The sequence below is a fragment of the Bradyrhizobium sp. 197 genome (assembly GCF_023073375.1).
Classification (GTDB): domain Bacteria; phylum Pseudomonadota; class Alphaproteobacteria; order Rhizobiales; family Xanthobacteraceae; genus Bradyrhizobium.
This window is the reverse complement of record NZ_JADPJJ010000119.1, coordinates 65,790-88,524: the sequence shown is the minus strand read 5'-3', so window position 1 is coordinate 88,524 and position 22,735 is coordinate 65,790. Positions and strand designations below refer to the sequence as shown.

Below are 22,735 nucleotides of genomic sequence, written 5' to 3'. Positions count from 1 at the left end.
TTCAGCGCCCTTCTTTCGATAGCGTAATCAGCACAGCATCCCGCTCGAAGCTCTCCCCTTCTTTGAAATGGATTCCATCGACTACGCCATCCTGTGACGAGCGAATAATCGTCTCCAGCTTCATGCTCTCAATCATCATCAGCGCCGCGCCTGCGGATACCGGTTGACCAGGCGAAACCGCGATCGTAACGACTACTCCCGGCATCGGTGCGCGGGTCATGAGCGAACTTTCCTCTTGGTTCACGCAAGCGAGCGTTCGCAACGGGTCGCGGTAGCGCAAAACGCGCATTATGCCACGGATGTGGACGTGAATCAGATCGCCTTCGATGACGAAGCGGACCCGTTCGGTCTCGCCGGCAACAGTCAGGACACCTGAATTCTCGCCGTATTGAGCGAACGCGACCGGGGAAATGACTTGGTCGCGCAAATGAAGATGATAGGAGCCGGATTGGCAGGGTGAAAGCCATAACTGATGGTCGACGCCATCAACCTCGACGGAGTGATACACGTCAATTTCTCCAATCGCCCAGCGAAGCGTGAAGCGCGGGCACGGCATCGGCCGATTCGCGGACTTGTCGGGTCAGGAGAGCAGCTGATGCGAGGAATGCCGGTAGGCCGGTAGCAGAGTTACCAGCGGCAATGTGCGGGTTTTCCTCCAGATATCCTGTATGAAACTGTCCGCGGACAAACGACTCGTCGGAAAGGATGCGGGCGAGGAAGCTAGCGTTTGTCTCGCAGCCGAGAAGAATGACCCCCTGAATCGCGTGATTGGCTGTGGCGGTGGCCAATGTGCGCGTCGGCGAATGCGCGATGATCTTTGCGAGCATGGGATCAAACGCAGTGGTGATTGGCTGACCCCGCGTGATGCCGCTGTCAATCCGTACCCCGCTCGGATACTCGAGAAGAAGTACTTTGCCGGACGTCGGAACATAGCCTCGTTCGGGGGCTTCAGCGTACAGCCTTAGTTCGATCGCGTGGCCGTTCGAAACGATATCTGACTGAGCAAAACCAAGTTCTCGGCCCGCGGTGGCATAGACCTGTTCGGCGACAAGATCGATGCCGGTGATCATCTCAGTCACGGGATGTTCGACCTGTAGGCGCGTATTCATCTCGAGAAAGTAGAATTCTCCTGCATCGAAAATGAATTCGACGGTTCCTGCGTTTTGATAATTCGCGGCGCGTGCGATACCCACCGCGGTCTCGCAGACGCGTTTCCGTAGTTCTGGCGACAGGGCTGGCGAGGGCGCTTCCTCGATGATCTTCTGGAAGCGGCGTTGCACCGAGCACTCCCGCTCAAACAGATGTACAATGTTCCCAAAAGAGTCGCCGAGTACCTGCACTTCGATATGCCGCGGGTTCTCAATGTAACTTTCGACGTAAAGCCGGTGATCCCCAAAATACCGTTGCCCCTCAGAGCGAGCCTGCTCAATCTCGCCTTCCAGAGCATCGACGTCGCGTACAATCCGCATGCCCTTGCCGCCCGCGCCCCCTGACGGTTTTACCAGCAAAGGGGTTCCAATTGCACGCGCCCTGGAGACGAACGTCGCTGGATCGTCCTCCTCAATTGCAGCTGGCGCCACTGGAAAGCCGTTCGACTGGACGAAGTTGCGGGCCCGAATCTTATCGCCCATCAGTTCAATAGTTTCGGGGGCGGGGCCGATGAACGCAATGCCGGCCTTTATCACGGCCGTGGCGAATTGAGCCTGTTCGGAAAGAAATCCATAACCTGGATGAACAGCGCCGGCGCCCGCCTTGTGAGCGGCGGCGATGATTTGTGCGATGTCCAGATAGGCCGCGATCGGCGTGTGACCGCTGATAAGAATCGCTGTGTCGGCCATGGAGACTGCCGGGCTTCGCGCATCGACCTCGTGGTAGACAACTGCAGAACGAAGGCCCAGCTTTCGCAACGTCTTGATGATGCGGGCGGCGATCTCGCCTCTGTTGGCGATAAGGACTGTATCGAAAGGCATTGTGTACATTCGCATCCAAACAAACAACTCAAACGAGACTTCGAGTCCCGTGGTTTCTTTGGCGGTATCGCCAATGGAGGTCGCGACATTGATGACTCAAGCTCGCCTGCTTGGCTCTGAGACACGCAGTGATGGCGGTGCGATCCGGGGGTGTGGGTGCTACGCAGGCGAAATACGTCTTCCATGCAAGATGCTTCGCGTCGGTCGGCAGCTGATCTTGCGCAACCCGCCGACTCGAGGACAGAGATGCCGTTGCACAATAAGAACTACTGCACAGCAGTTGGCTTTGGGACGCAAAAACAAATGCGTTCGTTGTGTGCGCATCACGATATCCTCTTTAAGTCGTTACGTTGTGGTAGTGGTGTTCCTGCGCAAAGGCACAGTATGGCCTGTCTACAGGAAAAACAGGCCGGAACCGTTCAAGTCGTTGGTGGCTGCGGAAGCGTTGCTTTGTATGCTAGAACCGAAGGCTGCGATTTGTTGACGATTTACAATAAGCATGCCGATGTCGTCTTAACGCGTGTTGTCTTGCCGGAATCGCCTCGCAACTTGCTCGATCAGCTCGTCGGGAAACCAGGCAAACTTGCGCGTCGACAAGGTGCTAAGGTCTTCCCGACGAAAAAAAGGCCCGGCCTCATTTTGGAAGCCGGGCGAAGTCAGTCTGGGAGGAGCGACGCTGCTACACATCGCCCGACCGTCGGCAAGGGAGAGTTGCCGCCGGCTCATTTACGGCGAGCGTTCGCCGCAAATTCGAAATACGACAAGATCGTTATGTCATCGCCACACACCCTAGGAGTAGCTTACGTTCGTTTGTCAGAGGTCGCGATCTCATTTCAAGATCGTACAATGTGACGTTACGTGCGAATCAAGGCCTTTCAACGAAATGATCGCACAAATTTGTCCAAGCTCCTGGCTTACGCAGCGCGCCGGCGCAGCGCCTTCACGGGGCAAGCCCCCACCCGTAGATTGCTAAATTTAAAATCGAGCCGCTGATTTGACCTTATTGACGCCGTTCTCAAGTGCTTCGAAGGTAATCTGACGTCACAAACTCGTAGTAAGACTGTGCAAGATTGCCGGTCCGCCGGATAATTTCAGGTGCCGAACACTCGGCCTTCGGCTGTAGCCGCCGCGAACGAAATCCTTCCGTGCGCCAACGCACCGATGCCGAGATCAAGCGCGTGTCGAAAGGCAAATCGCGCCATGCTCGAGACCTTTGATTATGAACGCTTGTCGACCTTGGCGCCCTGTCAGCGTCGGACCACCAGAGACTCGGGAGATCACGACCGCTGTTGCCGGCCGGTAAGACCAACCTCTCCCTGGCACGCCGCATCGATCGGAGGTCGGTGAGTAGCGAACCACCATGGTGGCCGCTCTTAATGAACAACCAAGAGACGTTGCCCTGAGGTTTTTGACGAGAGTTCGACCTGGACACCAACGCCTTCGTCACGACCGGTTTCGCTCTTTCGGAGGGAAAGCAGGCCGTCAGCTGGGTCGACCGCAACGCGGTGCTCATCGCACGAGATTGGGGAGAAGGGACCCTGACGCAGGTTGGCTACCCTTTCGTCTTGAAGGAGCTCAAGCGCGCTCAGCCGCTCGTTCGAGCGCGCGAGGTCTTCCGTGGGGAGCCGACCGATGCCGTGGCGGCGCCCTTCGTGCTGCAGGATAATAAAGGCAAAGTTCATGCGGCCGGCGCCATGCGCGCCATAAGCTTCGTCGAGCAGGAGTATGTGCTCTTTGGGCCCAACGCACCGATCAAGCTAAACCTGCCAAAGAAAGCAAACATCAGCGGCATCGTCAGCGGCCGCCTGCTCGTGACGCTCGATGAAGACTGGATACTGTCCGGCAGCACCCGCTTTGCGGCCGGCTCGATGATCTCGTATGGCTTGGGCAAATGGAACAAAGATCCGCTGCGCGGGATGCCATCGCTCGTCTTCCAGCCCGAGCCTCGGCGAGCGCTCAGCGGGTTCCCGGTCACCAAGAACTTGTTGATGGCGAGCCCTGACAATGTTCAGAGCAAGGTACGACCAGGGCACTTGGCGGGCCAACTATTTGGAGCCGACGCCCCTTTGGTACTTCGACGCGGCGAGCGAAGGGCTTGAAATACTGAGGACGACACCTCCGAAGTTCAACCCGTTCAGGCATGTCGCGGAGCAGTTCGAGGCCACTTCGCTCGACGGGACCCGGATTCCCTACTTTCTGGTGCGTCCCAAGAACGCGAGGTTCGGAGCGGAGATCCCAACTCTTCTCAATGGTTATGGCGGATTCCACGCCTCGCTCCTGCCCTCCTTTGCGGGAGCGATGGGGCGGCCCTGGCCCGAGCAGGGCAATGCATATGTCGTCGCGAACCTGCGGAGCGGCGGCGAGTTTGGGCCGCGATGGCACGAGGCGGCCCAAGCGGCAACGAAGCAGCGGACATGGGATGATTTCATCGCCTTTGCGGAGGACCTAATCCGCCGGAAGGTCACCTCTCCGCGTCGATTGGGCGTGGTCGGCGGCAGCCAGGGAGATCTGCTGGTGGGCACCGCGACTACTCAGCGCCGAGACCGCTTCAACGCAGCGATCGTGCAGGTGGCGCTGTTCGACATGTTTCGGTTCACCAAGTTGGGCGCAGGCTCCTCCTACATCGGCGAATATGGCGATCCCGCCATCCCGAGCAGCGCGGGTGGATCGAGGCCTACTCACCCTATCAGAAGCTTGTCCCGGGCAAGACCTACCCAGACACCTTCATTCTCACTTCCACCAAGGGCGACCGCGTGCATGCGGCCCACGGCCGCCGCTAGGCTTGCTGCGCTCGGCCAGCCCTATTACTGCTATGAGAATATCGACGGCGGACATAGCGCGGCCGCCAATCTCACGGGATACGCGTGCCGGCTGCACTCGAATACACCTATGCATCCAGGCGGCTTGTGGATTGAGTGCGGTTGACGAGTGAGTTCGCTAAGGTCGCCAGTGCAAATGGCGGCCTGTCAGCATCAGCGCGTTTGGTCGGAGAGATCAGTGACCAGGCCGCATCCGTGTATGTCATGACCCACCACTGCGGGATGTCGTTGTGCTCTATGGCTTCACTCCAGCCATCCCCACGTCCGGCGGGGTGGCTTCGGCTTCGCAAACCTGAATATCTAGAACTCTCACAGCCACAAGAGCTCTCCTTCGTTGCGCTCGAGCATTCGTAATGGTGCGTTAAATCCATCTCGGAGCAGTGGGCGACATGCAGCGGAGAATGCACAAGCCTTCGATCGTCAAGAAGGCGGCGCGCGGCATGAAGTTGTGGACACTTTCCAGCTGCACAGCGCTCAATTAACGCGATCTGTTCTCGGTTACATCAACGTAGCGAGTCGGTTTACGCTGATCACTTGAGCCATGATTGGCATCGTCAGCCGCAGGAAAGTTGCCTGCGGGCTTGCGCTCCGACGGAGAGGTGAATTACGAAATGCAATGGAATCCATTCATGAGCAACATGACAACTCAGATTCATTCGCACGCGGTCGTGTGGATCGACCACCTCATTGCTAAGATATTCTCCATAGGTTTAACGGGCGTCAGCGCGACGGCCGTACGCGCGCATTTGGCGCCCCAGCGTCTTGATTGCAAAGCGCATACTGGCTCTGCCGACGTGAATGATGATCCGACGTTTGTCGTCAGGGTAGGTCGGGCCCTGAGTAGCTGCACTGATCTGCTGATCATCGGACCGGGAACCGAGAAGACCGAGCTGATGAACTTCCTGAGAGTGAACAGGCCGGATCTCACTCTGCACGTCGAGACAAGTAATCCTCCGACCGACCGGGAAATTGTAGCGGTTGGGCGAAAGATTTTCCGTCTCGATTGAGTTGGCGATGTTCTTCTTCTGATTGTGAACGGTGCAACAGATCGGCCCAAATTAGGAGAGATGAGGATCGCTCTTGCCGGGGACCACCACCTACTCGTCCGTGAAGAGCGGCTAAGGGATTGAGCCAGAATCGCATTTGTCTTTGTGGACTGCTTTGCGATTGCAGGGTTTTGATGCTTGGGGCATCGGGACCTTGCAATTTCATTTTCAGGATTCCGTCGAATGGCCAGTCATGATTCCGTCGTCGCATCGGAGGTGGCGATGCGACCGAAGAAGCACAGGACGACGGGATCGGGCGATCTGTTCCGGGCCAGGCTGGACCACTCATTAATATGAAGCACGAGCTGGTTCAGCTTGCCGGCAAGGTCGATTGGGAGTGGATCGACGGCGAGATCGCGCCGCTCTATAGCGAGAACGGCCGGCCGGGAATCGCGACCCGCTTCATGATCGGGCTACTCCTGCTCAAGCACACTTACGGGCTGCCGATGAGGGGGGGGTGCGAGCGTTGGGTCCACGACCCGTATTTCCAGTACTTCACCAGCGAAGAGTTCTTTCAGCACGCGTTCCCGCACGAGCGCTCGGACCTGAGCTATTGGCGCAAGCGGCTGGGCGACAGCTGGAGCCGTTGCTGGCCGAGAGCTTGCGGGTGGCGCACGAGGCCGGTGCGTTACGCAGCCAGGACCTCAAGCGGGTCACGGTCGATACCACCGTGCAGCCGAAGGCCATCACCTTCCCGACCGATGCCAAGCTGCTGCACGCGGCCATCAAGGGGCTCAACCGACTGGCGAGGAAGCACGCGGTCAGGCTGCGGCAGTCCTATCTTCGCATTGCCAAGACCGCGGCAATGATGGCGGGGCGCTACGCCCATGCCAAGCAATTCAAGCGGCATCAGCGGCAGTTGCGCATTCTGCGCAGCCGGCTGGGCCGGATCATCCGCGATATCCGCCGCAAGCTCGAAGGTCAGACCGTGCTCGAGAACGCCTTCGCCCTCCCGCTTGGCCGGGCCTTGCAGATCCGCTCGCAGCAGCAGCGCCAGCGCGGCTGGTAGCTCTATCCCTTCCACGCCCCGGAGGTGGAGTGCATCGGCAAGGGCAAAGCAGCCGCCCTTACGAGTTCGGTGTCAAAGCCTCTATCGTCACCAACAACCGCCGTGCTCCCGGTGGCCTGTTCATGCTGCACGCCAGGGCGCTGCCCGATAACCCGTACGACGGTCACACCTTGCGGGCTGTCATCGACCGCACCGAGACGCTCACCGGCTGCGTGTTCCAGCCGATCGTGATCACGGATTCCAGGCCATCGTGATCACCCATTCCAGAGCATCGTGATCACCGTTTCCAGCGGATCGTGATCGCTATTTCCAGCGATCGCGATCGGGGCAGGAGGCGCGCGCGGCTGACAGTCTGCAACCCGGGTAGCTTGGTCTTTTGCCTAACCGCAGAGGATCGAGATGCCGACCGAGAGACTGTCCATGCGCCACATCCGTGAAGTTCTACGCCTGCACTACAGCGTCGGCGTGTCGCAACGCGCCGTTGCCCGCAGCCTGGGCTTGGCCCAGGGCACGGTCAGCAAGTACCTCAACCGACCCCGCCGCGCCGGTCTGACCTGGCCGCTGCCGCCGGAGCTGGACGACGACGTCCAGCTCGACAACCGCCTGTTTCCGCCGCCTTCTGATCAGCCCAGCGACGAGCGTCCGCATCCAGACTGGGCGCTCTGCATCGCGAGCTGCGGCGCCCGAACGTCACGCTGATGCTGTTGTGGGAGGAGTATTGCGACGCAAACTCCGACAGCTTCAGCTATGCGTGGTTCTGCGAACGCTACAAGGAGTGGACCGGCCGCCTCAAGCCGACCCTGCGCCAGGTCCATGTCGCCGGCGAGAAGCTGTTCGTCGACTATTCCGGCCATACCATGGAGGTGGTTGACGGGCTCAGCGGCGAGGTGCGCAGCATGCAGATCTTCGTCGCCGTGCTCGGCGCCTCGAACTACACCTATGCCGAAGCCAGCTTCAGCCAGAGCTTGCCGGACTGGATCGCCTCGCACGCTCGGGCCTTTGCCTATTTCGGCGGCGTGGCGCGGCAGACGGTGAGCGACAATCTCAAGGCCGGCATCACCCGGGCTTGCTTTCACGAACCGATGGTCAACCGGACGTATGCAGATCTCGCCCGCCATTACCGCACCGTCATCGTCCCGGCGCGACCGTATTGTCCACGCGACAAAGCCAAGGTCGAAGTCGGGGTCCAAATCGTCGGACGATGGATTCTCGCGCGTCTGCGCAACCGCCGATTCTTCTCCCTCGCCGCCCTCAACGAGGCGATCCACGCACTCCTGGTCGAGCTGAACGACCGACCTCTCCGGAGTTGGGGACGAAGTCGGCGCGACCTGTTCGAAGAACTCGATCGTCCGGCGCTCACTCCCTTGCCGGATGAACCGTACCAGTATGCCGAGTGGAAGCGCTGCCGGGTCAACCTCGATTATCACATCGAGATCGCCAAGCATTATTACAGCGTCCCTCACAACCTCGTGCGTCAAGAGGTCGAGACCCGCGTCACCCAAAAGACCGTCGAGATTTTCCTGCGCGGCAAGCGGGTGGCGTCGCATCTACGCAGCACCTTGCAGCATCGCCCGACGACGATTGCCGAGCATATGCCGAGCTCGCATCGTCGTTATCGCGACTGGACCCATGAGCGTATTCGTTCCGAAGTCGCCAAGGTAGGCCCCGACGTCGACACCCTGGTCGACGTCATCCTGCGGTCGCGACCGCACCCGGAACAGGGCTTCCGCTCCGCCATCGGCATTCTCGGGCTAGTCAAGCGCTATGGCCAGGAGCGCGTCGACGCCGCCTGCGCCCGTGCCCTGCTGCTCAACGCCCGTTCGTACAAATCGGTCGCCGCCATCCTCAAGAACGGCACCGACAGGACCGCTCCGCCCGCCGACGAGACACCCATCCTCTTCCACGCCAACATCCGCGGCCGCAGTTACTACAATTGATCAGGAGATCAGCATGCTCATTCACCCTACCGTCGATCGCTTGCGCGCCCTCGGCCTCACCGCCATGGCCGATGGCCTCACTGAACTGCAGAATAATCCCGAGGCTGCCGGAATGCCGCATGCCGATTGGCTCGGCCTCCTCGTCGATCGCGAGGCCATCGCCCGCGACAACCGTCGCATCACGCGTCGCTTGACCAGCGCCAAGCTCCGTCAAGCCGCCGCCATCGAGAACGTCGACTATCGCACCGCTCGCGGCCTTGACCGTTCGCTCTTCCAGAACCTCGGCACCTGCCAATGGATCCGCGATGCCAACCACCTGGTCATCGTCGGCCCAACCGGCACCGGCAAGTCCTGGCTTGCCTGTGCACTCGGCAACAAGGCCTGCCGCGATGGCTTTTCCGTCCTCTACAAGCGGGCACCCCGCCTGTTCGCAGATCTCGCGCAGGCGCGCGGCGAAGGCCGTCTGGCGCGCCTGATCGCAGCCCTCGAGCGCGTCAATCTCCTCATTCTTGATGACTGGGGACCCGAACCGCTCACCGCCGAGCAGCGCCGTGATCTGCTCGAGATCGTCGACGATCGCTACGACAAGGGATCGCTGTTGATCACGAGTCAGGTGCCCGTGTCGCAATGGCACGATGTCATTGCCGATCCCACCCTCGGCGATGCGATTTTGGATCGCATCATTCACAATGCCCACCGCATCGAACTCAAGGGCGACAGTCTGCGGCGCCAAGCCGGCGAAAAGAAAAGGCCGTGAGCACCTCGCGCACGATCGTCCCGCCGGCCCACAGGTCCCTCCCGCGCGCGTCGCTGCGTCGCTCGTGGGGGCACTCCGCGCCGCGCACGGGGCCCTCCCATGGACCGCCGGAACAATCTTCGAACCAGCCCGCCAGCCTTGACGAGGAGGCCGTTTCCAGCACACATAAACTCGTCAGTCGTGTTCGTCTCCAGTGATCGCCATCATCTGGAATCCGTGATCACCATCGTCTGGAACGCCTGATCACCATCCCTGGAATGCGCACACCGGCTGTGCGATCGAGCGGGCCTATGTCGACAAGGGATACCGCTGCCACGACGCACAAAGTCCCCGCCGAATCTTCATCTCTGGCCAGAAGCGCGGCGTCTTCGGTGTCATCAAGCGCGAGCCGCGCCGCCGCTCCGCCATCGGACACCTGAAGACCGATGGCCACCTCGGCCGCTGCTACCTCAAAGGCCGCGCCGGCGATGCGGCCAACGTCATCCTCTCAGCCGTCGGCCACAACTTCCGCCGCATCCTCGCCTGGCTCAGAGAACTCTTGTGCCTGTTCCTGATTCAGCTCTGGCGCACGCGCGCCCTGTCGGGCCCCGCTCAATTCGGCTTCTTAACGGACGGCCACCTAGCTCGCGCATCCGTTTACAGCGATGGATAGGCGCCGGAACCGATGCTATTTAAGTCAGTAGCGCCAATGGGTGGCTACCGCGACCGGCGTTCTCAGGTGTTCGCCTTGACCGGCCGCCGACGTTGAGGCCGCAGGGAAAGACTGTGCAGAACGACGATCACCCGCTCGTCCTGCCGGTGACATGCCTACCAGCAGACTCGCAAAACCCCAAGCGGAACGTCTAGCAACTGCTGATCGTCATTTCCGCAGCGCATAGCGCGAGATCAGAACAACGAACTGAAAAAGACGCGAGCAAGAAATGACCCCGGCATTTTTCTGCCGGGGATCGCATTTTTGAGAGAGTTGGATCAGAAGTCCATGCCGCCCATGCCGCCCATGCCGCCGCCCGGCGGCATCGCCGGACCGGAGCCGCCCTTCTTGGGCAGCTCGGCGACCATGGCTTCCGTGGTGATCAGCAGGGCCGCCACGGAGGCAGCGTTCTGAATCGCGGTGCGGACCACCTTGGTCGGGTCGATGATGCCCTTGGAGATCAGGTTGCCGTACTCGCCGGTCTGCGAGTCGAAGCCGTAGGCGTATTGCTCCTTCTCCAGGATCTTGCCGACGATGACCGAGCCGTCTTCACCGGCGTTGATCGCGATCTGGCGAGCGGGCGCGGAGAGCGCCTTGCGGACGATCTCGACGCCGGTCTTCTGGTCGTCGTTCTTGGTGCGCAGACCCTTGAGCTGCTCGGAGGCACGGAGCAGGGCGACGCCGCCGCCCGGGACGATGCCTTCCTCGACCGCGGCGCGGGTCGCATGCATCGCGTCATCAACGCGATCCTTGCGCTCCTTCACCTCGACCTCGGTCGCGCCGCCGACGCGGATCACCGCGACGCCGCCTGCGAGCTTGGCAAGACGCTCCTGGAGCTTCTCACGGTCGTAGTCCGAGGTGGTCTCCTCGATCTGCGCCTTTATCTGGGACACGCGCGCCTCGATGTCGGCCTTCTTGCCGGCGCCGTTGACGATCGTGGTGTTCTCCTTGTCGATCATCACCTTCTTGGCGCGACCGAGCATGTTGAGCGTAACGTTCTCGAGCTTGATGCCGAGATCTTCCGAGATCGCCTGGCCGCCGGTCAGGATCGCGATGTCCTGCAGCATGGCCTTGCGGCGATCACCGAAGCCCGGAGCCTTGACGGCCGCAACCTTCAGGCCGCCACGGAGACGGTTCACGACCAGCGTCGCAAGCGCTTCACCTTCGACGTCCTCGGCGACGATGACCAGCGGCTTGCCGGTCTGCACCACGGCCTCGAGCAGCGGCAGCAGCTCGTTCAGCGAGGAGAGCTTCTTCTCGTTGATGAGGATGTAGGCGTCGTCCATCTCAACGCGCATCTTGTCGGCGTTGGTGACGAAGTAGGGCGAGATGTAGCCGCGGTCGAACTGCATGCCCTCGACGACGTCGAGCTCGGTCTCGAGCGACTTGGCTTCCTCGACGGTGATGACACCCTCGTTGCCGACCTTCTTCATGGCGTCGGCGAGGAACTTGCCGATCTCCGCGTCACCGTTGGCCGAGATGGTGCCGACCTGGGCGATCTCGTCGTTCGAGGTGACCTTCTTCGAGTTCTTGACGAGGTCCGCAACGACGGCTTCGACCGCGAGGTCGATACCGCGCTTCAGATCCATCGGGTTCATGCCGGCGGCAACCGATTTGGCGCCCTCACGAACGATCGCAGCCGCGAGAACGGTTGCGGTGGTGGTGCCGTCGCCGGCCGCATCGGCGGACTTGGAGGCGACTTCGCGCACCATCTGCGCGCCCATGTTCTCGAACTTGTCCTCGAGCTCGATCTCCTTGGCGACGGTGACGCCGTCCTTGGTGATGCGGGGTGCGCCGAACGACTTGTCGAGCACAACGTTGCGGCCCTTCGGGCCGAGCGTGACCTTCACCGCGTTGGCGAGGATGTCGACGCCGCGCAGCATCTTGTCGCGTGCATCGACGCCGAATTTGACTTCTTTAGCTGACATGTGAGTTTTCCTGAATGTTTTACTTGGTCTCACCCTTGGCGACGCCCAGCAGGCGCTCCTCAGGATGAGCGGTGCGAGCGATGGTTTAGGCGGCCTTCTTCTTGGCGGACACGTCGGTGAGAACGCCCAGGATGTCGCTCTCTTTCATGATCAACAGCTCCTGGCCGTCGATCTTGACCTCGGTGCCTGACCACTTGCCGAACAGGACGCGGTCGCCGACCAGGACGTCGATCGGGATCAGCTTGCCGCTCTCGTCGCGGCCGCCGGGGCCGACGGCGATGACTTCACCTTGCGAAGGCTTTTCCTTGGCAGTGTCCGGAATGATGATGCCGCCAGCGGTCTTTTCTTCTGCGTCAATGCGCTTGACCACGACGCGGTCGCGAAGCGGACGGAATTCCATGCAGATCTCCTAAGCATTTACTTCAGTTGAAGATTTCCCGATTGCTAGCAATCGTGGCCGGCGAGTGCCAATGCAGGCGCAGCTGAAATAGGACCGATTTTTTGGGGAACAAGTGTTTGTAGCAGGAAAAATCCGGTGGGCGCGCGGGATCTCTGTGGGGGCTGCCCCAGATCACTTTGTCCGCTTGCCGCCGAGCACCCGACCTTCTTCTGATTGAGTCGTACGGCTCTGTCTCTCAGCCCGATGTAGCCTAACAGTTCAATTCCTCTGCCCTAAATTCGAGCTGGTAAAGGCCCGCCGATCTGGTGCCGGTTCAAGTGCGGATCGTCGGCTGACTTCGTTCTAAGATTGGGATGCGTTTAGAACCTGACGCAGAGGTCGCGAATTGGGGGGTATCGCTCCGCTTGATCGATGATCCGATACTCAGCAACTCGAGGCGAGGCAACGCCGGCTGCGAGAGCTAGCGCAGAAATGTGCTCAGATCGTTCGGCACCTGGTCCAGTTTCAGATCACCTTTGCGCGGCGAAGGCTGCTGGACGGATCGCCCGTGCTCCAGACAGCGAGCGCGCCGATGTCCCGGTTTGCGCGAAAGGACCTCTGCCCGCATCGCGACAGCTCTATATGCGCGAACAGCTCGCCGAACTGTCCCGCGACCATGGCCTGGCCGACGCGTTCAACTAAATCCTGAAGCGATGGGCGAGCTGTGAAGACGCCGGTGGCGGCGTGCTGATCAATACCGGAGCCAGCGTAGGTGTGATCTCGACAGGAACAAGAGCTGGCACAAAATCTCCGCCCGGTCGCCCCTGGTGCGCTTGTCGGCCTGGTGAACAGCAGGCTGTAAGCCACCGCGTACCGGCGCGCGAGGCCGCAGACCGTCTCGTCAGCCTGCAAATGGCGAACCTGCTCGTCGCAGCTCCGTCGCCACCGACGTTCGGCGCCCTATCGCTACGTGACCTCAAAGCTAGACTTAAGATCAAATACTCGGCCGCCTCTCAAACTACACAACACGGCCGCCGCCGGCGCCGCCGGAGGGATACGGACTCCGAAACTAGTCAGGTGATCTAAGTTCGCCCCAGGTCCGCCAGGCCTTGTGGCAGAGCCGTCTGGTCTGCGGATTTAGTCGGCGTGAAGTGGATATGATATTGCGGGCCCTAACGACGCAGTCGGGCGGCTCTTATACCTGCGGTCACGACAAGCGCTCTCCTTCAAGAAGCCCCAGCGGTCATTTGCCTGCCTTGTGCGTCGAGCGCGTCTTTAAGTTTGGAGCTTGATGGGATTCATCTTGGACATCGTGCACATACTGTGGCGCCTCGGATTACATGCGACACAGCCGCATCGTCCGAAAAGTTTCGCACGATAAGCTATCGGAGGGGCTTGAATCGCACCTTACGTCAAGATGTAACCTGTCGAAATGGGCGGTGACAGACTTCAGCACCCGAAGCCGTCCCAACGAGTAACATAGAGTGCGAATGTCCCAATCCTAGGCTCACGGAAGGCGAGCCCGGTCATCGACGACTGTCGTGAAGCTCCCCTGTCTCTGGGTCATAGCAACGCGCGTCTGACAGATGCGCTTGGCTCACCGTCGGATCGTAAGACGCCGCTCGCACGTAAGTAGAGCGGCTGACTTGCCTGTGAGCGACGCAAGATGGTGGCCCTCAAGCCTGCATCTCAATGCCAGAAGGAAGCTGATGCTTCGTGGCAACTGCGAACGGCTACGTGGTGCGGTACCGGACATCTGCGGGCTTTACGCAGATCGTTCCGGAATCCGCGACTAGGCTCAAGGGTCTCGTTCATTCGGGTTTCGGTCGTCTTCACGCGAAACACATCGTGTGACTCTGTCGAACTGCGATGGGCACTACATAAGGGGATCGTGTGACGAGACAACTAACCGGAGGTAGTGTGACAACACAACGTGCTTTGCTGACGCCTGGGCCAATGTCGTTATCGTCGGCAGTGAAGGCCGAGATGCAACTCGACCTCGCATCGCGCGATTGCGAGTTCAAGAAAGTGACCGCTCGCATGAGGCAGCTGATGCTCAATGTGTCGGGCAATGCGGAATGCTATTCGGTCGTTCCTATCCAGGGTGGCGGCTCCTTTGGAATGGAAGCTGCTCTCTCTTCATTTGTCGCCCAGACCGACCGGCCGCTTGTTTGCATAAACGGCATTTATGGCGAGCGCATTCTCAAAATTCTGCGGCTGTGGGGCGTCCAAGCGGTGAATCTTATCAAGGGAGCCACCGAACCGTTGGACCCCGAGGAAGTCATCGAGCGTTTGAACCGAGATCCAGGTATCACGCACGTATGCTTGGTCCACTGCGAGACTACGACCGGGATTGTGAATCCGCTCGAAGCGATCATAGAAGGAGCAAGGCAGCGTGGTGTAAAGACTATCGTCGACGCAATGAGTTCTTTCGGCGGCGTCGACATCGACCTAGGCCGAGGCGGGCCAGACGTCTTGGTTACGTCGAGCAACAAGTGCGTCGAAGGTCCGCCAGGGCTGGCTTTCGTTATTGCCTCTCGCGAGCTTCTTGAGAATGCAGTTCAAGAGCCAAGATCGTTTGTGCTCGACGTGAGAGATCAATGGCGCTCGCTTGAGCGCACTGGTGAATGGCGATCGACCCCACCAACGCATATCGTGCAGGCAGTCACAAAGGCATTGGAGGTCCTGAGCATCGAAGGCATTGATGCCAGGCGCCGCAGGTATGAGAAGATAAGAGGCAGCGTCATAAAAGAGCTGGAAGGAGTGGCGTCCCCACTGCTTCCAGCGAACCTCCAGTCGCCGGTTTGCGTGGCGTTCACCGCGCCAGCTGACATCTCCGACCAGGTAGCGTTTGACTGCCTATATCGGCACCTGGCAGCCCATAACCTCTACGTCTACTCTAAACTGCATCTTCCTACCCGCAGTTTTCGGATCGGCTGTATTGGCGAGATTCAATCCAATTGGATTGAGCAGTTGGGCTGTGCCTTTCGCACATACTTCCGCTCCGGTGAGACTCTGACCGTGGGACCAGTGTCAGCCCAGGAAACACGCGAGAGCCCTACAGAGATATCGCGCCCAATGGCGAGCATCGCGCGGCATTCATATTCGATCGAAACTGCTGTTCTGCACGCAGGATACCGTCGTGATCCGGTGACGAAAGCTGTGGCAGTGCCGATCTACCAGAATACGGCCTATGAGCTCGACGGTAATTTGAGCCATATTGCTGACGTCTATAACGTGAAGGCTGATGGTTTCACATACACTCGCATCATCAATCCGACGACCCGGGCGCTGGAAAAAAGGTACGCCGCCGTCGACATGGGAAGCGACTCGCTGGCCGTTGCATCAGGTCAAGCGGCGACGTTTCTTGCGATCGTAAACTTATCAAGCGGTGAGGTGGGAGATAACGTCGTCGCTTCTCCGTATCTATACGGCAATACCTGGAATCTGCTCCACAACACGTTGAAGCGTCTTGGTATCAACGTAAGGACGGCAGACCCTCGAAACCCCGAGACCTTCGAACGCGCCATTGATGATCGCACGATATGTCTGTTCGGGGAGGTCATCTCCAATCCCTGTCTGATTCCGCTTCCTGTCCAGCAGCTGGCGGAGATCGGCAGGAGGCACGGCGTCCCCTTGGTTGTGGACAATACGACAACCCCCCTGGTTTGCCAGCCGTCAGCTCTCGGCGCCGCGATTACGACGTACTCTGCCACGAAATACATTTGCGGTCATGGGACGACGCTCGGCGGACTGATCGTCGACAACTGTGGGTTCGACTACCAGGGAAGATCTCGCTTCCCACTGTTCAATAGTCCGGATGATGCGCACGGCGGGATCATCTGGCGTAACGCCTTGGCGGAGCTCGAGGACCTCGGAAAGAGCGAATATCTTCTCAAGGCCCGTATGACGTGGTTGCGCGATACTGGCGCGGCCATCGCCCCCTTTGCGAGCTTTCAACTCATTCAGGGACTTGAAACGCTGCCTCTTCGCATGAGGCAGCACTGTGAAAACGCCAGGATTGTAGCCAACGTTCTGAAGGAACATCCGAAAGTGTGCCGTGTCTTCTACCCGAGCCTCTTTGAGGGAGCTGACCGAGAAATCATCGATCAGACACTTAATACCGGGTATGGGCACGGGGGGATGATCATGTTTGAGGTGGAGAACGAGCAAGCCGGACGCAAGTTCATCCAGAACGTCGAGCTGATGTATCACGTGTCGAATGTGGGGGACGCCCGCACGCTGGTAACCCATCCTGTCTCTACGACCCACACCACCGTCCCACGGGAAAAGCGCGAAGCAGCCGGCATATTTGGTGGCTCCATCCGGCTTTGCGTCGGCATTGAAGATGTTAGCGACATCATCAAGGACTTGGAAAAAGCGCTTTCCGCAATCTGACAACCTGAAAGCCGATCGAGCAAGGGGTTCTCATGAAACACGCAGATACTTGGAAATTGAGGTCGTCACGTTTTGAGGCGGTTCAATTTGGCCGCGAGATCAACCAGCAGCTCTCCGCGCTGAGGCCTGACAACGTGACGGGAGCTGCTTACATCGCGAAAGACTACGCTGTGATCGCAGCTTGCGTGCTGGCGACGGTTCATGTGTCATGGTGGTTATATCCCCTCGCAGTTCTGTTAATTGGCGCCTACCAGCGTGGATTGACGACAATCGCTCACGATGCGGCTCACCGCACCCTCGCGAGCAACACGACCTGGAATTATATGCTGGGCATTTTGTTCGCGTCCTATCCTTTGTTCCAGCGCCACTGGGCATATCGGATTTCACACGTCTACCTGCATCACCCGAATCTCGGCGATCCGGAGAAGGATCCCGACTTGAAGTTCTTCTTGGCCAGCGGCGTTTACGATGTTGTGCCGCCTAAGCAGTACGCCTTCAACATCATCTGGAAGCCGATACTGGGTGGCGCGACAGTCGCGTATCTGAAGTACCTTTGGACCAATCGGTTTTCGATCACGGATGTCGAGGACCAGAGCCGGTCGGGAATCCTCATCGACAAGTATGGCTTCTATCTCTTTTGGACGCTCATATTCGGTGGGTCATACCTTCTTGGACTGCTCCACGTCGTAGTCCTGTTTTGGATCGTGCCCTATCTCACCACGTTTCAAGCTCTCGGCTGGTTTATCGAGCTCGCCGAGCACTCACCTATGTGCGAGACCGAGACAACGAATGTCTACCTGACCCGGAATAGAAAGGGGAATTTTATCGAGCGAGCAATTGTCGGTCAGAATCTGGATGAATACCACCTTGAGCACCATCTATCGCCCGGCATTCCTTTCTGGCTCCTGCGCAAAGCTCAGAAAATTCGAATGCAGGATCCTCATTACGCAAGTGTTGCCGCAACCTGGGGAGGGCTCTTCGTCAAGGGCCCTCAAGGTCAACCCAGCGTAATTGCCCAGTTGAAGGAGCGAAATCGATGCTTGTATGAGCAGTCTCTGGCCAGTCCCGTGGCGAAGGAGCAGTTGGCTTGATATCGCGGCTAACAGAGTCGGTCCGGGCCGTGGTGGGCGTGACCTCAAACCGCCTTTTGGCCGATGGCGTACACCGCGACTGGTTGCGGCGGAAATATGTTCAAGCCCTCGTTCGCTATGCGGGCGTGGCTTGCGTGATATTGCCAACGATCGATGCTGACGATGCGGAAGGCGACAGTGATCTGTCGATCATGGGCAGGCTCGACGGTCTGATTTTGACAGGTGATGAATCGAATATCGATCCTGCCATCTTCAGTTGGTCCGCTTCGCGCAGACCGAAACTGACAGGCCAGGCGGACGTTGAAGCTGGCGTGAGGGACCGTCCTCGTGACAGGCTGTCCGCGGGCGCAATCGAGAAGGCGGTTGCCCTTGGGATGCCGATACTTGGCATCTGCCGTGGGCTTCAGGAGCTTAACCTCTATTTTGGCGGCACGCTTCACCCGTCGTTGTCCGAATGGAGGCTGGAAAGCGGACAGATGCACGCTGAGAAGGCGGGGCTGCCGAGGGATCGCCAGTACGATATAGCGCACAGCGTGAAATTATGTCCTGACGGCGTTCTCCTTGCTATCGCGGGCGCGATCGAAGCGCACGTTAACTCCTTGCACAATCAAGGCATAGAACGGCTTGGGGCTGCGCTGAAACCGGAGGCCTGGGCGTCCGACGGTCTGATCGAAGCGGCTTCCGTAATAGGCGCACCGACGCTGCAGATCGGCGTGCAGTGGCACCCCGAATGGCACGTCGAAACTGATTCCCTGAGCAAGCAGCTTTTCAATGCATTTGGAGAGGCGTGTGTCACGTATCGCCTAAGAAGTGATAGGGGCGTAGCGTGAAGTTTCGATCGAAATGGGGCCCTTTGGGATTGAAAGAAGAAGAGCCTCTCGACAGGCCGAGCAGACAATTCGCCGCAGGAGTGCTCTTTATTGCCCTCTACGTTGTCGTTAGCGCGGCAGGTGAAGTCTTTGCGGCGTCATATTTTCAGCAAGCGAACGTGTGGGTCACTCTCCTGTTCTCCTTTGGTATCGTAAGTATGACGTTCAACATTTTGGCTCGCCGCGAAGGCATTGGAGCGAAGGTCACGAAGTCGTCGATGCTAGCTTTTGTGTCGCTCAATTGCGTTACCGCGATAAGCTGGGTCGGTTTGTTTATTGGACTGAGGTACGCCGAGCCAGCTATAGTCGTCACGTTCATGGTCGCATTGGGACCTACAGCGACAGCATGGTTGAACGCACTGATCAGGAGACAGGGGCGTCCTCCGAAGTCAGATATCGCCGTGAGCGTTCTGATTGCGGCCATTGGTGTTTACATGGTCTGGATCGCGGCAAGCGGCAACGCTGGGATCGAATGGGGATCTCGCTCATCCTTTGGTATCTTCCTGGCGATCGCAGCTGGGCTGTCCCTTTCGCTTACCAGTATCCTTGTGAAACTGCTGTTCGACCGTGGATTATCTGGTCGACAAGTGCTGGCCCATCGCTTCTATGGAGCAATCCTCTTGCTGCTAGCACTCAGCGATCCTTCCTCCATCTTACGAGAGATCTCACAGCATTGGCTTGCGATCATAGTGATTGCACTCTCGACGATCATTGTTCCCTTGCTCCTTGTGCAGGAGGGCATTCGCCGCGTAGAGCCATTTACGGCAAACATGGTCTTGTCCACGGCACCTGTCATTACGTTTCTTTTCCAGTATTTCGATACTCGTATCGTGCCTTCTTTATATACGTTTGTTGGAAACGTTCTCATTACGGCTGTCGCCGTGGCTAACCTCTACTTGCAGTATCGGAGATCGGCATGAAGGAACGGAATTGTGTAATTGTCGACGCATACTCGACAGGCCGATATCTGCCGGAAGAGTTCAAGCGCTACGGAATTAGGACCGTGCATGCGATGTCGAATGCACGAATCCCACCAATCTTCCAATCGCACTTTAACGTCGACATCTATGATGAAATCATCCAGCCAGACGAGCGAATGCCTGAGGAGGAGGTCGTTGAATTTCATTTTAAGGCTCTCCGAGGTAGGGAGTTGGAATTCATCATAGCGGGTTGTGAGTCAGGAGTTGAAGTGGCCGATTCCTTGTCCGAGCGGCTCGGACTACCTTCAAATGGAACCGCGTTGTCCGCTGCAAGACGTGACAAATCGCGCTTGGCTGACGCTTTGAGCTCTGCAGGAGTGCGATCGATCAGACAAGTTGTTTCCGAGGATGCGGAGGACGTCATAAGTTGGATGCGTCAACAGCGCTACGACGAAATCGTGATCAAGCCCTTGAACAGCGCAGGTACGGAGGACGTGTTCTTTTGCGCGACCGAGGCTGATGTTCGCAGAGCTGTGCATGTTATTGTCGGCAAGGCCAATTGCCTCGGAGCGATAAATCGTTTTGTTCTTGGTCAGGAGAAGATAAACGGCAAACAATACACCGTAAACGCTGTCTCGATCGACGGAGAAATCTTCGTTACGGAGGTGTGGACTTATGACACCGTTGCCATCAAGGGCGCGGCATCGGTCTGCGCGCTCGAGCAGTTGCTGGGAGGTGACGAAGAAGTTGTTCAAGAGCTGTCCGATTACTTGGTGCCGGCGCTAAGGGCGCTTGAGATGGTCAACGGACCTGCTCATGCCGAAATTATCATCGATCATAAGGGGCCGGTTCTGGTGGATCTTGGAGCGAGGCTTCAGGGGACAATGTCGGCAAAAGCCCGGACCATGGCTTTGGGTCACAATCATATAACACTGACGGCGTGGCGCTACGCAGATCCTATCGGTTTTACTGCTCATATGAGACGACGCGGGCCTTACACGCGCCTTGCGCACGCATTGTGCGTCTCACTCATCTCCGATATCGACGGTGTTGTTGGCGGTTATCCCGGACTGGACGCAATCCGCAAGCTGCCCAGCTTCGCAGATTCGATAGCGTTTGTTCCGATAGGTCAAAATCTGGTCCCGACGACCGACTTAGCTTCGACGCCGGGTATTGTGTATCTCGTGAGCAACAACTTGACTGAGCTTTATGAGGATTATCGAAAGCTGCGAGCAATGCGTATGGACGAGGTATTCGGATTGACGGCGCAGGGTCAGGAGTGATGGCAAGCGAAATACAGGTGGCTGGCGCGGACGAGGCGCGTAAGGCATTGATTGGAGTATGCGACTTTGACGGCATTCTTCGCGGCAAGCACGTATTTGCTGACGATATCTCGGACGAAGGCCGGACAATCAAGTTCTCCGAAGCCGTGCTCGGCTGGGATTGTTCGGACCGAGTGATACCTGCGAATTTCGGGCACGAGGCGCCATCGATCTTCGGAGACGCCAACCTGCGTGTTCTGTCAGGCACAGCGCGTCCGGTGTCTAATCGTCATGATCGGTATCTTTACCTCGCAGAGTTTGCAGGTGGCCATGAGAGCATCTGCCCGCGTGGTGTTTTGCGGAAGGTCTTACGAAGAGCTGCTGACCACGGATACAGTTGCGCTGCTGGATTTGAGTTCGAGTTTATGCTGTTTAATGAGAGCGCCGAGACAATTGAGAAAAAGCCTTATAATCAATGGGTCCCCCTGACGAGAGGCCCTTTTGGCTATTCAGTAGCGCGCACACTTGCCAGTAATGAGCTATTCGAAGAAATTCTGGCGCTTTGTGAGAATGCTAGATTGCCGCTCAGCGGGCTCCACTTTGAAACCGGCCCTGGGGCGATTGAGGCATCGCTTCGTCATTGTGATGCCCTGGAGGCTTCGGATCGAGCAGTCGTATTCAAGTCGATGTTGAAATCCTGGGCTCAGAAGCGGGGTATGATGGCAACGTTTATGGCGAAGGTTTCCGAGAATTGGCCGGGACAGTCGGGACATATTCACATTTCAATGTCGTCAAATGGTCAAAATGCATTTTACGAAAGCGAGGCAAGCCGCAACATCTCAAGAACTATGAGCCAATTCCTCGCCGGACAGCTGAAATATATGAACGACTTTTGTGTACTCGCTGCGCCCAACGTGAACAGCTATAAGAGGCTGCGGCCAGGCTACTGGGCTCCAACCTGTCCTAGCTGGGGAGTTGACAATCGTTCGTGTGCGGTGCGGGTCATTCCGGGAGACAAGTCTGCACACCGCCTCGAGTACAGATTGAGTGGCGCAGATGTGAACCCCTATCTCGCTCTCGCATGTGCTATCGGCTCCGGTATTCTGGGGATTGAAGAGAATGCTGGGTTGGCAGCTCCAACTGTGGGTGATGCAAGCGAGGAAAAACATCCTCCGTTCGAACGGCTTCCCCAAGACTTATCTGAGGCCACATCCCGGTTTGAACAATCTCCAAAGGCGATGGACGTTTTTGGCGAAAGGTTTGTTGAAGCGTTCTCCCGTTCCCGGCGATGGGAGTGGGAAGCCGTTCAACATCGAGTCTCCGACTGTGAACGCCAGCGGTACTTCGAAGCGATTTAGCAGGTATGCCGGTCGTTCGTCCGAACCGCGGTTGATGTTGGGGCTATCACGTGAGACGCGAGTGAGGCTGGCATTGTGGTTGAATCAAACGCAAGCTAGCGAGGGTTCGAAGCATTCGAGCGTCGCCATCACTATGATGGCGCTTGACCCACTTTGGCCGGATGCCCGGGTCGCGTGCTTTGAAAGAGGCGCGCGTCGCGCCAGGGATCCACAAGGGTGAAAAAGCGGCTGATCACAAAACAGAACCGATTTGGCCGAGCGCGGTATTGCCTGCCCAGGTCATTTTTATCTATCCAATGAA

The 22,735-nt window shown here is 58.3% G+C and carries 15 protein-coding genes and 3 pseudogenes; 14 read left to right on the top strand and 4 right to left on the bottom strand.

The annotated features are described in order from the left end of the window. Position 1: 1 nt before the first annotated feature. Positions 2 to 508, bottom strand: a complete 507-nt coding sequence (locus IVB27_RS43370) for a biotin/lipoyl-containing protein (RefSeq protein WP_247350361.1) — start codon at positions 506 to 508, stop codon at positions 2 to 4. A 1-nt stretch (position 509) separates the two neighbouring features. Next, complete coding sequence (locus tag IVB27_RS27470; protein ID WP_247350363.1) at positions 510 to 1,970, bottom strand: acetyl-CoA carboxylase biotin carboxylase subunit; 1,461 nt, start codon at positions 1,968 to 1,970, stop codon at positions 510 to 512. A gap of 246 nt (positions 1,971 to 2,216) precedes the next feature. Here IVB27_RS27470 and IVB27_RS27465 point away from each other — a divergent pair, with 246 nt between their 5' ends. The 8 genes and pseudogenes from IVB27_RS27465 to IVB27_RS27430 all read left to right on the top strand — a co-directional run. Continuing rightward, positions 2,217 to 2,822 carry a hypothetical protein gene (locus IVB27_RS27465; RefSeq protein ID WP_247446171.1) on the top strand — a complete coding sequence of 202 codons (606 nt, stop codon included), beginning with the start codon at positions 2,217 to 2,219 and terminating at the stop codon, positions 2,820 to 2,822. Between the two features lie 713 nt (positions 2,823 to 3,535). Continuing rightward, a complete protein-coding gene (locus IVB27_RS27460) occupies positions 3,536 to 4,069 on the top strand; it encodes a hypothetical protein (RefSeq protein ID WP_247350367.1) in 534 nt (177 codons plus the stop codon). After that, entirely contained in the window at positions 3,975 to 4,895 is a 921-nt protein-coding gene (locus IVB27_RS27455; RefSeq protein WP_247446170.1) for a prolyl oligopeptidase family serine peptidase, read from the top strand. Before IVB27_RS27460 ends, IVB27_RS27455 begins: the two co-directional genes overlap by 95 nt. Before the next feature lie 523 nt (positions 4,896 to 5,418). Beyond that, positions 5,419 to 5,796: a hypothetical protein gene (locus IVB27_RS27450; protein WP_247406612.1), complete on the top strand. Its 378-nt coding sequence runs from the start codon at positions 5,419 to 5,421 to the stop codon at positions 5,794 to 5,796. Positions 5,797 to 6,057: 261 nt separating this feature from the next. After that, a pseudogene (locus IVB27_RS27445) lies at positions 6,058 to 7,056 on the top strand (IS5 family transposase); the annotation flags it as partial. 187 nt (positions 7,057 to 7,243) lie between these two features. After that, positions 7,244 to 8,781: pseudogene (istA, locus tag IVB27_RS27440) on the top strand (IS21 family transposase). A gap of 13 nt (positions 8,782 to 8,794) precedes the next feature. Continuing rightward, a complete protein-coding gene (gene istB / locus IVB27_RS27435; RefSeq protein WP_247446167.1) occupies positions 8,795 to 9,538 on the top strand; it encodes an IS21-like element helper ATPase IstB in 744 nt (247 codons plus the stop codon). Positions 9,539 to 9,764: 226 nt separating this feature from the next. After that, positions 9,765 to 10,190 (top strand): annotated as a pseudogene (locus IVB27_RS27430) (hypothetical protein); the annotation flags it as partial. A 317-nt stretch (positions 10,191 to 10,507) separates the two neighbouring features. Here the strand turns inward: IVB27_RS27430 and groL are convergent. Together groL and IVB27_RS27420 are read right to left on the bottom strand one after the other, a co-directional pair. Then, positions 10,508 to 12,157 carry a chaperonin GroEL gene (gene groL, locus IVB27_RS27425; RefSeq protein ID WP_247446165.1) on the bottom strand — a complete coding sequence of 550 codons (1,650 nt, stop codon included), beginning with the start codon at positions 12,155 to 12,157 and terminating at the stop codon, positions 10,508 to 10,510. 85 nt (positions 12,158 to 12,242) lie between these two features. After that, positions 12,243 to 12,557, bottom strand: a complete 315-nt coding sequence (locus tag IVB27_RS27420; RefSeq protein WP_247446164.1) for a co-chaperone GroES — start codon at positions 12,555 to 12,557, stop codon at positions 12,243 to 12,245. A gap of 1,965 nt (positions 12,558 to 14,522) precedes the next feature. On the opposite strand from IVB27_RS27420, the gene IVB27_RS27415 reads away from it, so the two are divergent. Genes IVB27_RS27415 through IVB27_RS27390 form a run of 6 tightly spaced genes read left to right on the top strand, consistent with a single transcriptional unit; the run spans position 14,523 to position 22,434 of the window. Further along, a complete protein-coding gene (locus IVB27_RS27415) occupies positions 14,523 to 16,934 on the top strand; it encodes a 2-aminoethylphosphonate--pyruvate transaminase (RefSeq protein ID WP_247446163.1) in 2,412 nt (803 codons plus the stop codon). A gap of 32 nt (positions 16,935 to 16,966) precedes the next feature. Next, on the top strand, positions 16,967 to 18,025 hold the full coding sequence (gene rtxC / locus IVB27_RS27410; RefSeq protein ID WP_247406600.1) for a dhydrorhizobitoxine desaturase: 1,059 nt from the start codon (positions 16,967 to 16,969) through the stop codon (positions 18,023 to 18,025). A gap of 38 nt (positions 18,026 to 18,063) precedes the next feature. Continuing rightward, positions 18,064 to 18,855 (top strand): gamma-glutamyl-gamma-aminobutyrate hydrolase family protein, encoded by a 792-nt coding sequence (locus IVB27_RS27405; protein ID WP_247350385.1) that lies wholly within the window; start codon positions 18,064 to 18,066, stop codon positions 18,853 to 18,855. Next, positions 18,852 to 19,814 carry an EamA family transporter gene (locus IVB27_RS27400; RefSeq protein WP_247446162.1) on the top strand — a complete coding sequence of 321 codons (963 nt, stop codon included), beginning with the start codon at positions 18,852 to 18,854 and terminating at the stop codon, positions 19,812 to 19,814. The genes IVB27_RS27405 and IVB27_RS27400 overlap by 4 nt, the downstream gene beginning before the upstream one ends. Then, positions 19,811 to 21,097, top strand: coding sequence for an ATP-grasp domain-containing protein (locus IVB27_RS27395; protein WP_247446161.1), 1,287 nt, complete (start codon positions 19,811 to 19,813; stop codon positions 21,095 to 21,097). The genes IVB27_RS27400 and IVB27_RS27395 overlap by 4 nt, the downstream gene beginning before the upstream one ends. Next, positions 21,097 to 22,434: a glutamine synthetase family protein gene (locus IVB27_RS27390; protein ID WP_247350392.1), complete on the top strand. Its 1,338-nt coding sequence runs from the start codon at positions 21,097 to 21,099 to the stop codon at positions 22,432 to 22,434. The genes IVB27_RS27395 and IVB27_RS27390 overlap by 1 nt, the downstream gene beginning before the upstream one ends. The last annotated feature ends 301 nt before the right edge of the window (positions 22,435 to 22,735 follow it).

Coding starts and splice junctions, on each gene's coding strand:
- groL (WP_247446165.1), bottom strand. CDS start 12,157: ATGTCAGCTAAAGAAGTCAAATTCGGCGTCGATGCACGCGACAAGATG.
- IVB27_RS27395 (WP_247446161.1), top strand. CDS start 19,811: ATGAAGGAACGGAATTGTGTAATTGTCGACGCATACTCGACAGGCCGA.
- IVB27_RS27465 (WP_247446171.1), top strand. CDS start 2,217: ATGCCGTTGCACAATAAGAACTACTGCACAGCAGTTGGCTTTGGGACG.
- IVB27_RS27390 (WP_247350392.1), top strand. CDS start 21,097: ATGGCAAGCGAAATACAGGTGGCTGGCGCGGACGAGGCGCGTAAGGCA.
- rtxC (WP_247406600.1), top strand. CDS start 16,967: ATGAAACACGCAGATACTTGGAAATTGAGGTCGTCACGTTTTGAGGCG.
- IVB27_RS27455 (WP_247446170.1), top strand. CDS start 3,975: ATGTTCAGAGCAAGGTACGACCAGGGCACTTGGCGGGCCAACTATTTG.
- istB (WP_247446167.1), top strand. CDS start 8,795: ATGCTCATTCACCCTACCGTCGATCGCTTGCGCGCCCTCGGCCTCACC.
- IVB27_RS27450 (WP_247406612.1), top strand. CDS start 5,419: ATGAGCAACATGACAACTCAGATTCATTCGCACGCGGTCGTGTGGATC.
- IVB27_RS27415 (WP_247446163.1), top strand. CDS start 14,523: ATGCAACTCGACCTCGCATCGCGCGATTGCGAGTTCAAGAAAGTGACC.
- IVB27_RS27420 (WP_247446164.1), bottom strand. CDS start 12,557: ATGGAATTCCGTCCGCTTCGCGACCGCGTCGTGGTCAAGCGCATTGAC.
- IVB27_RS27470 (WP_247350363.1), bottom strand. CDS start 1,970: ATGCCTTTCGATACAGTCCTTATCGCCAACAGAGGCGAGATCGCCGCC.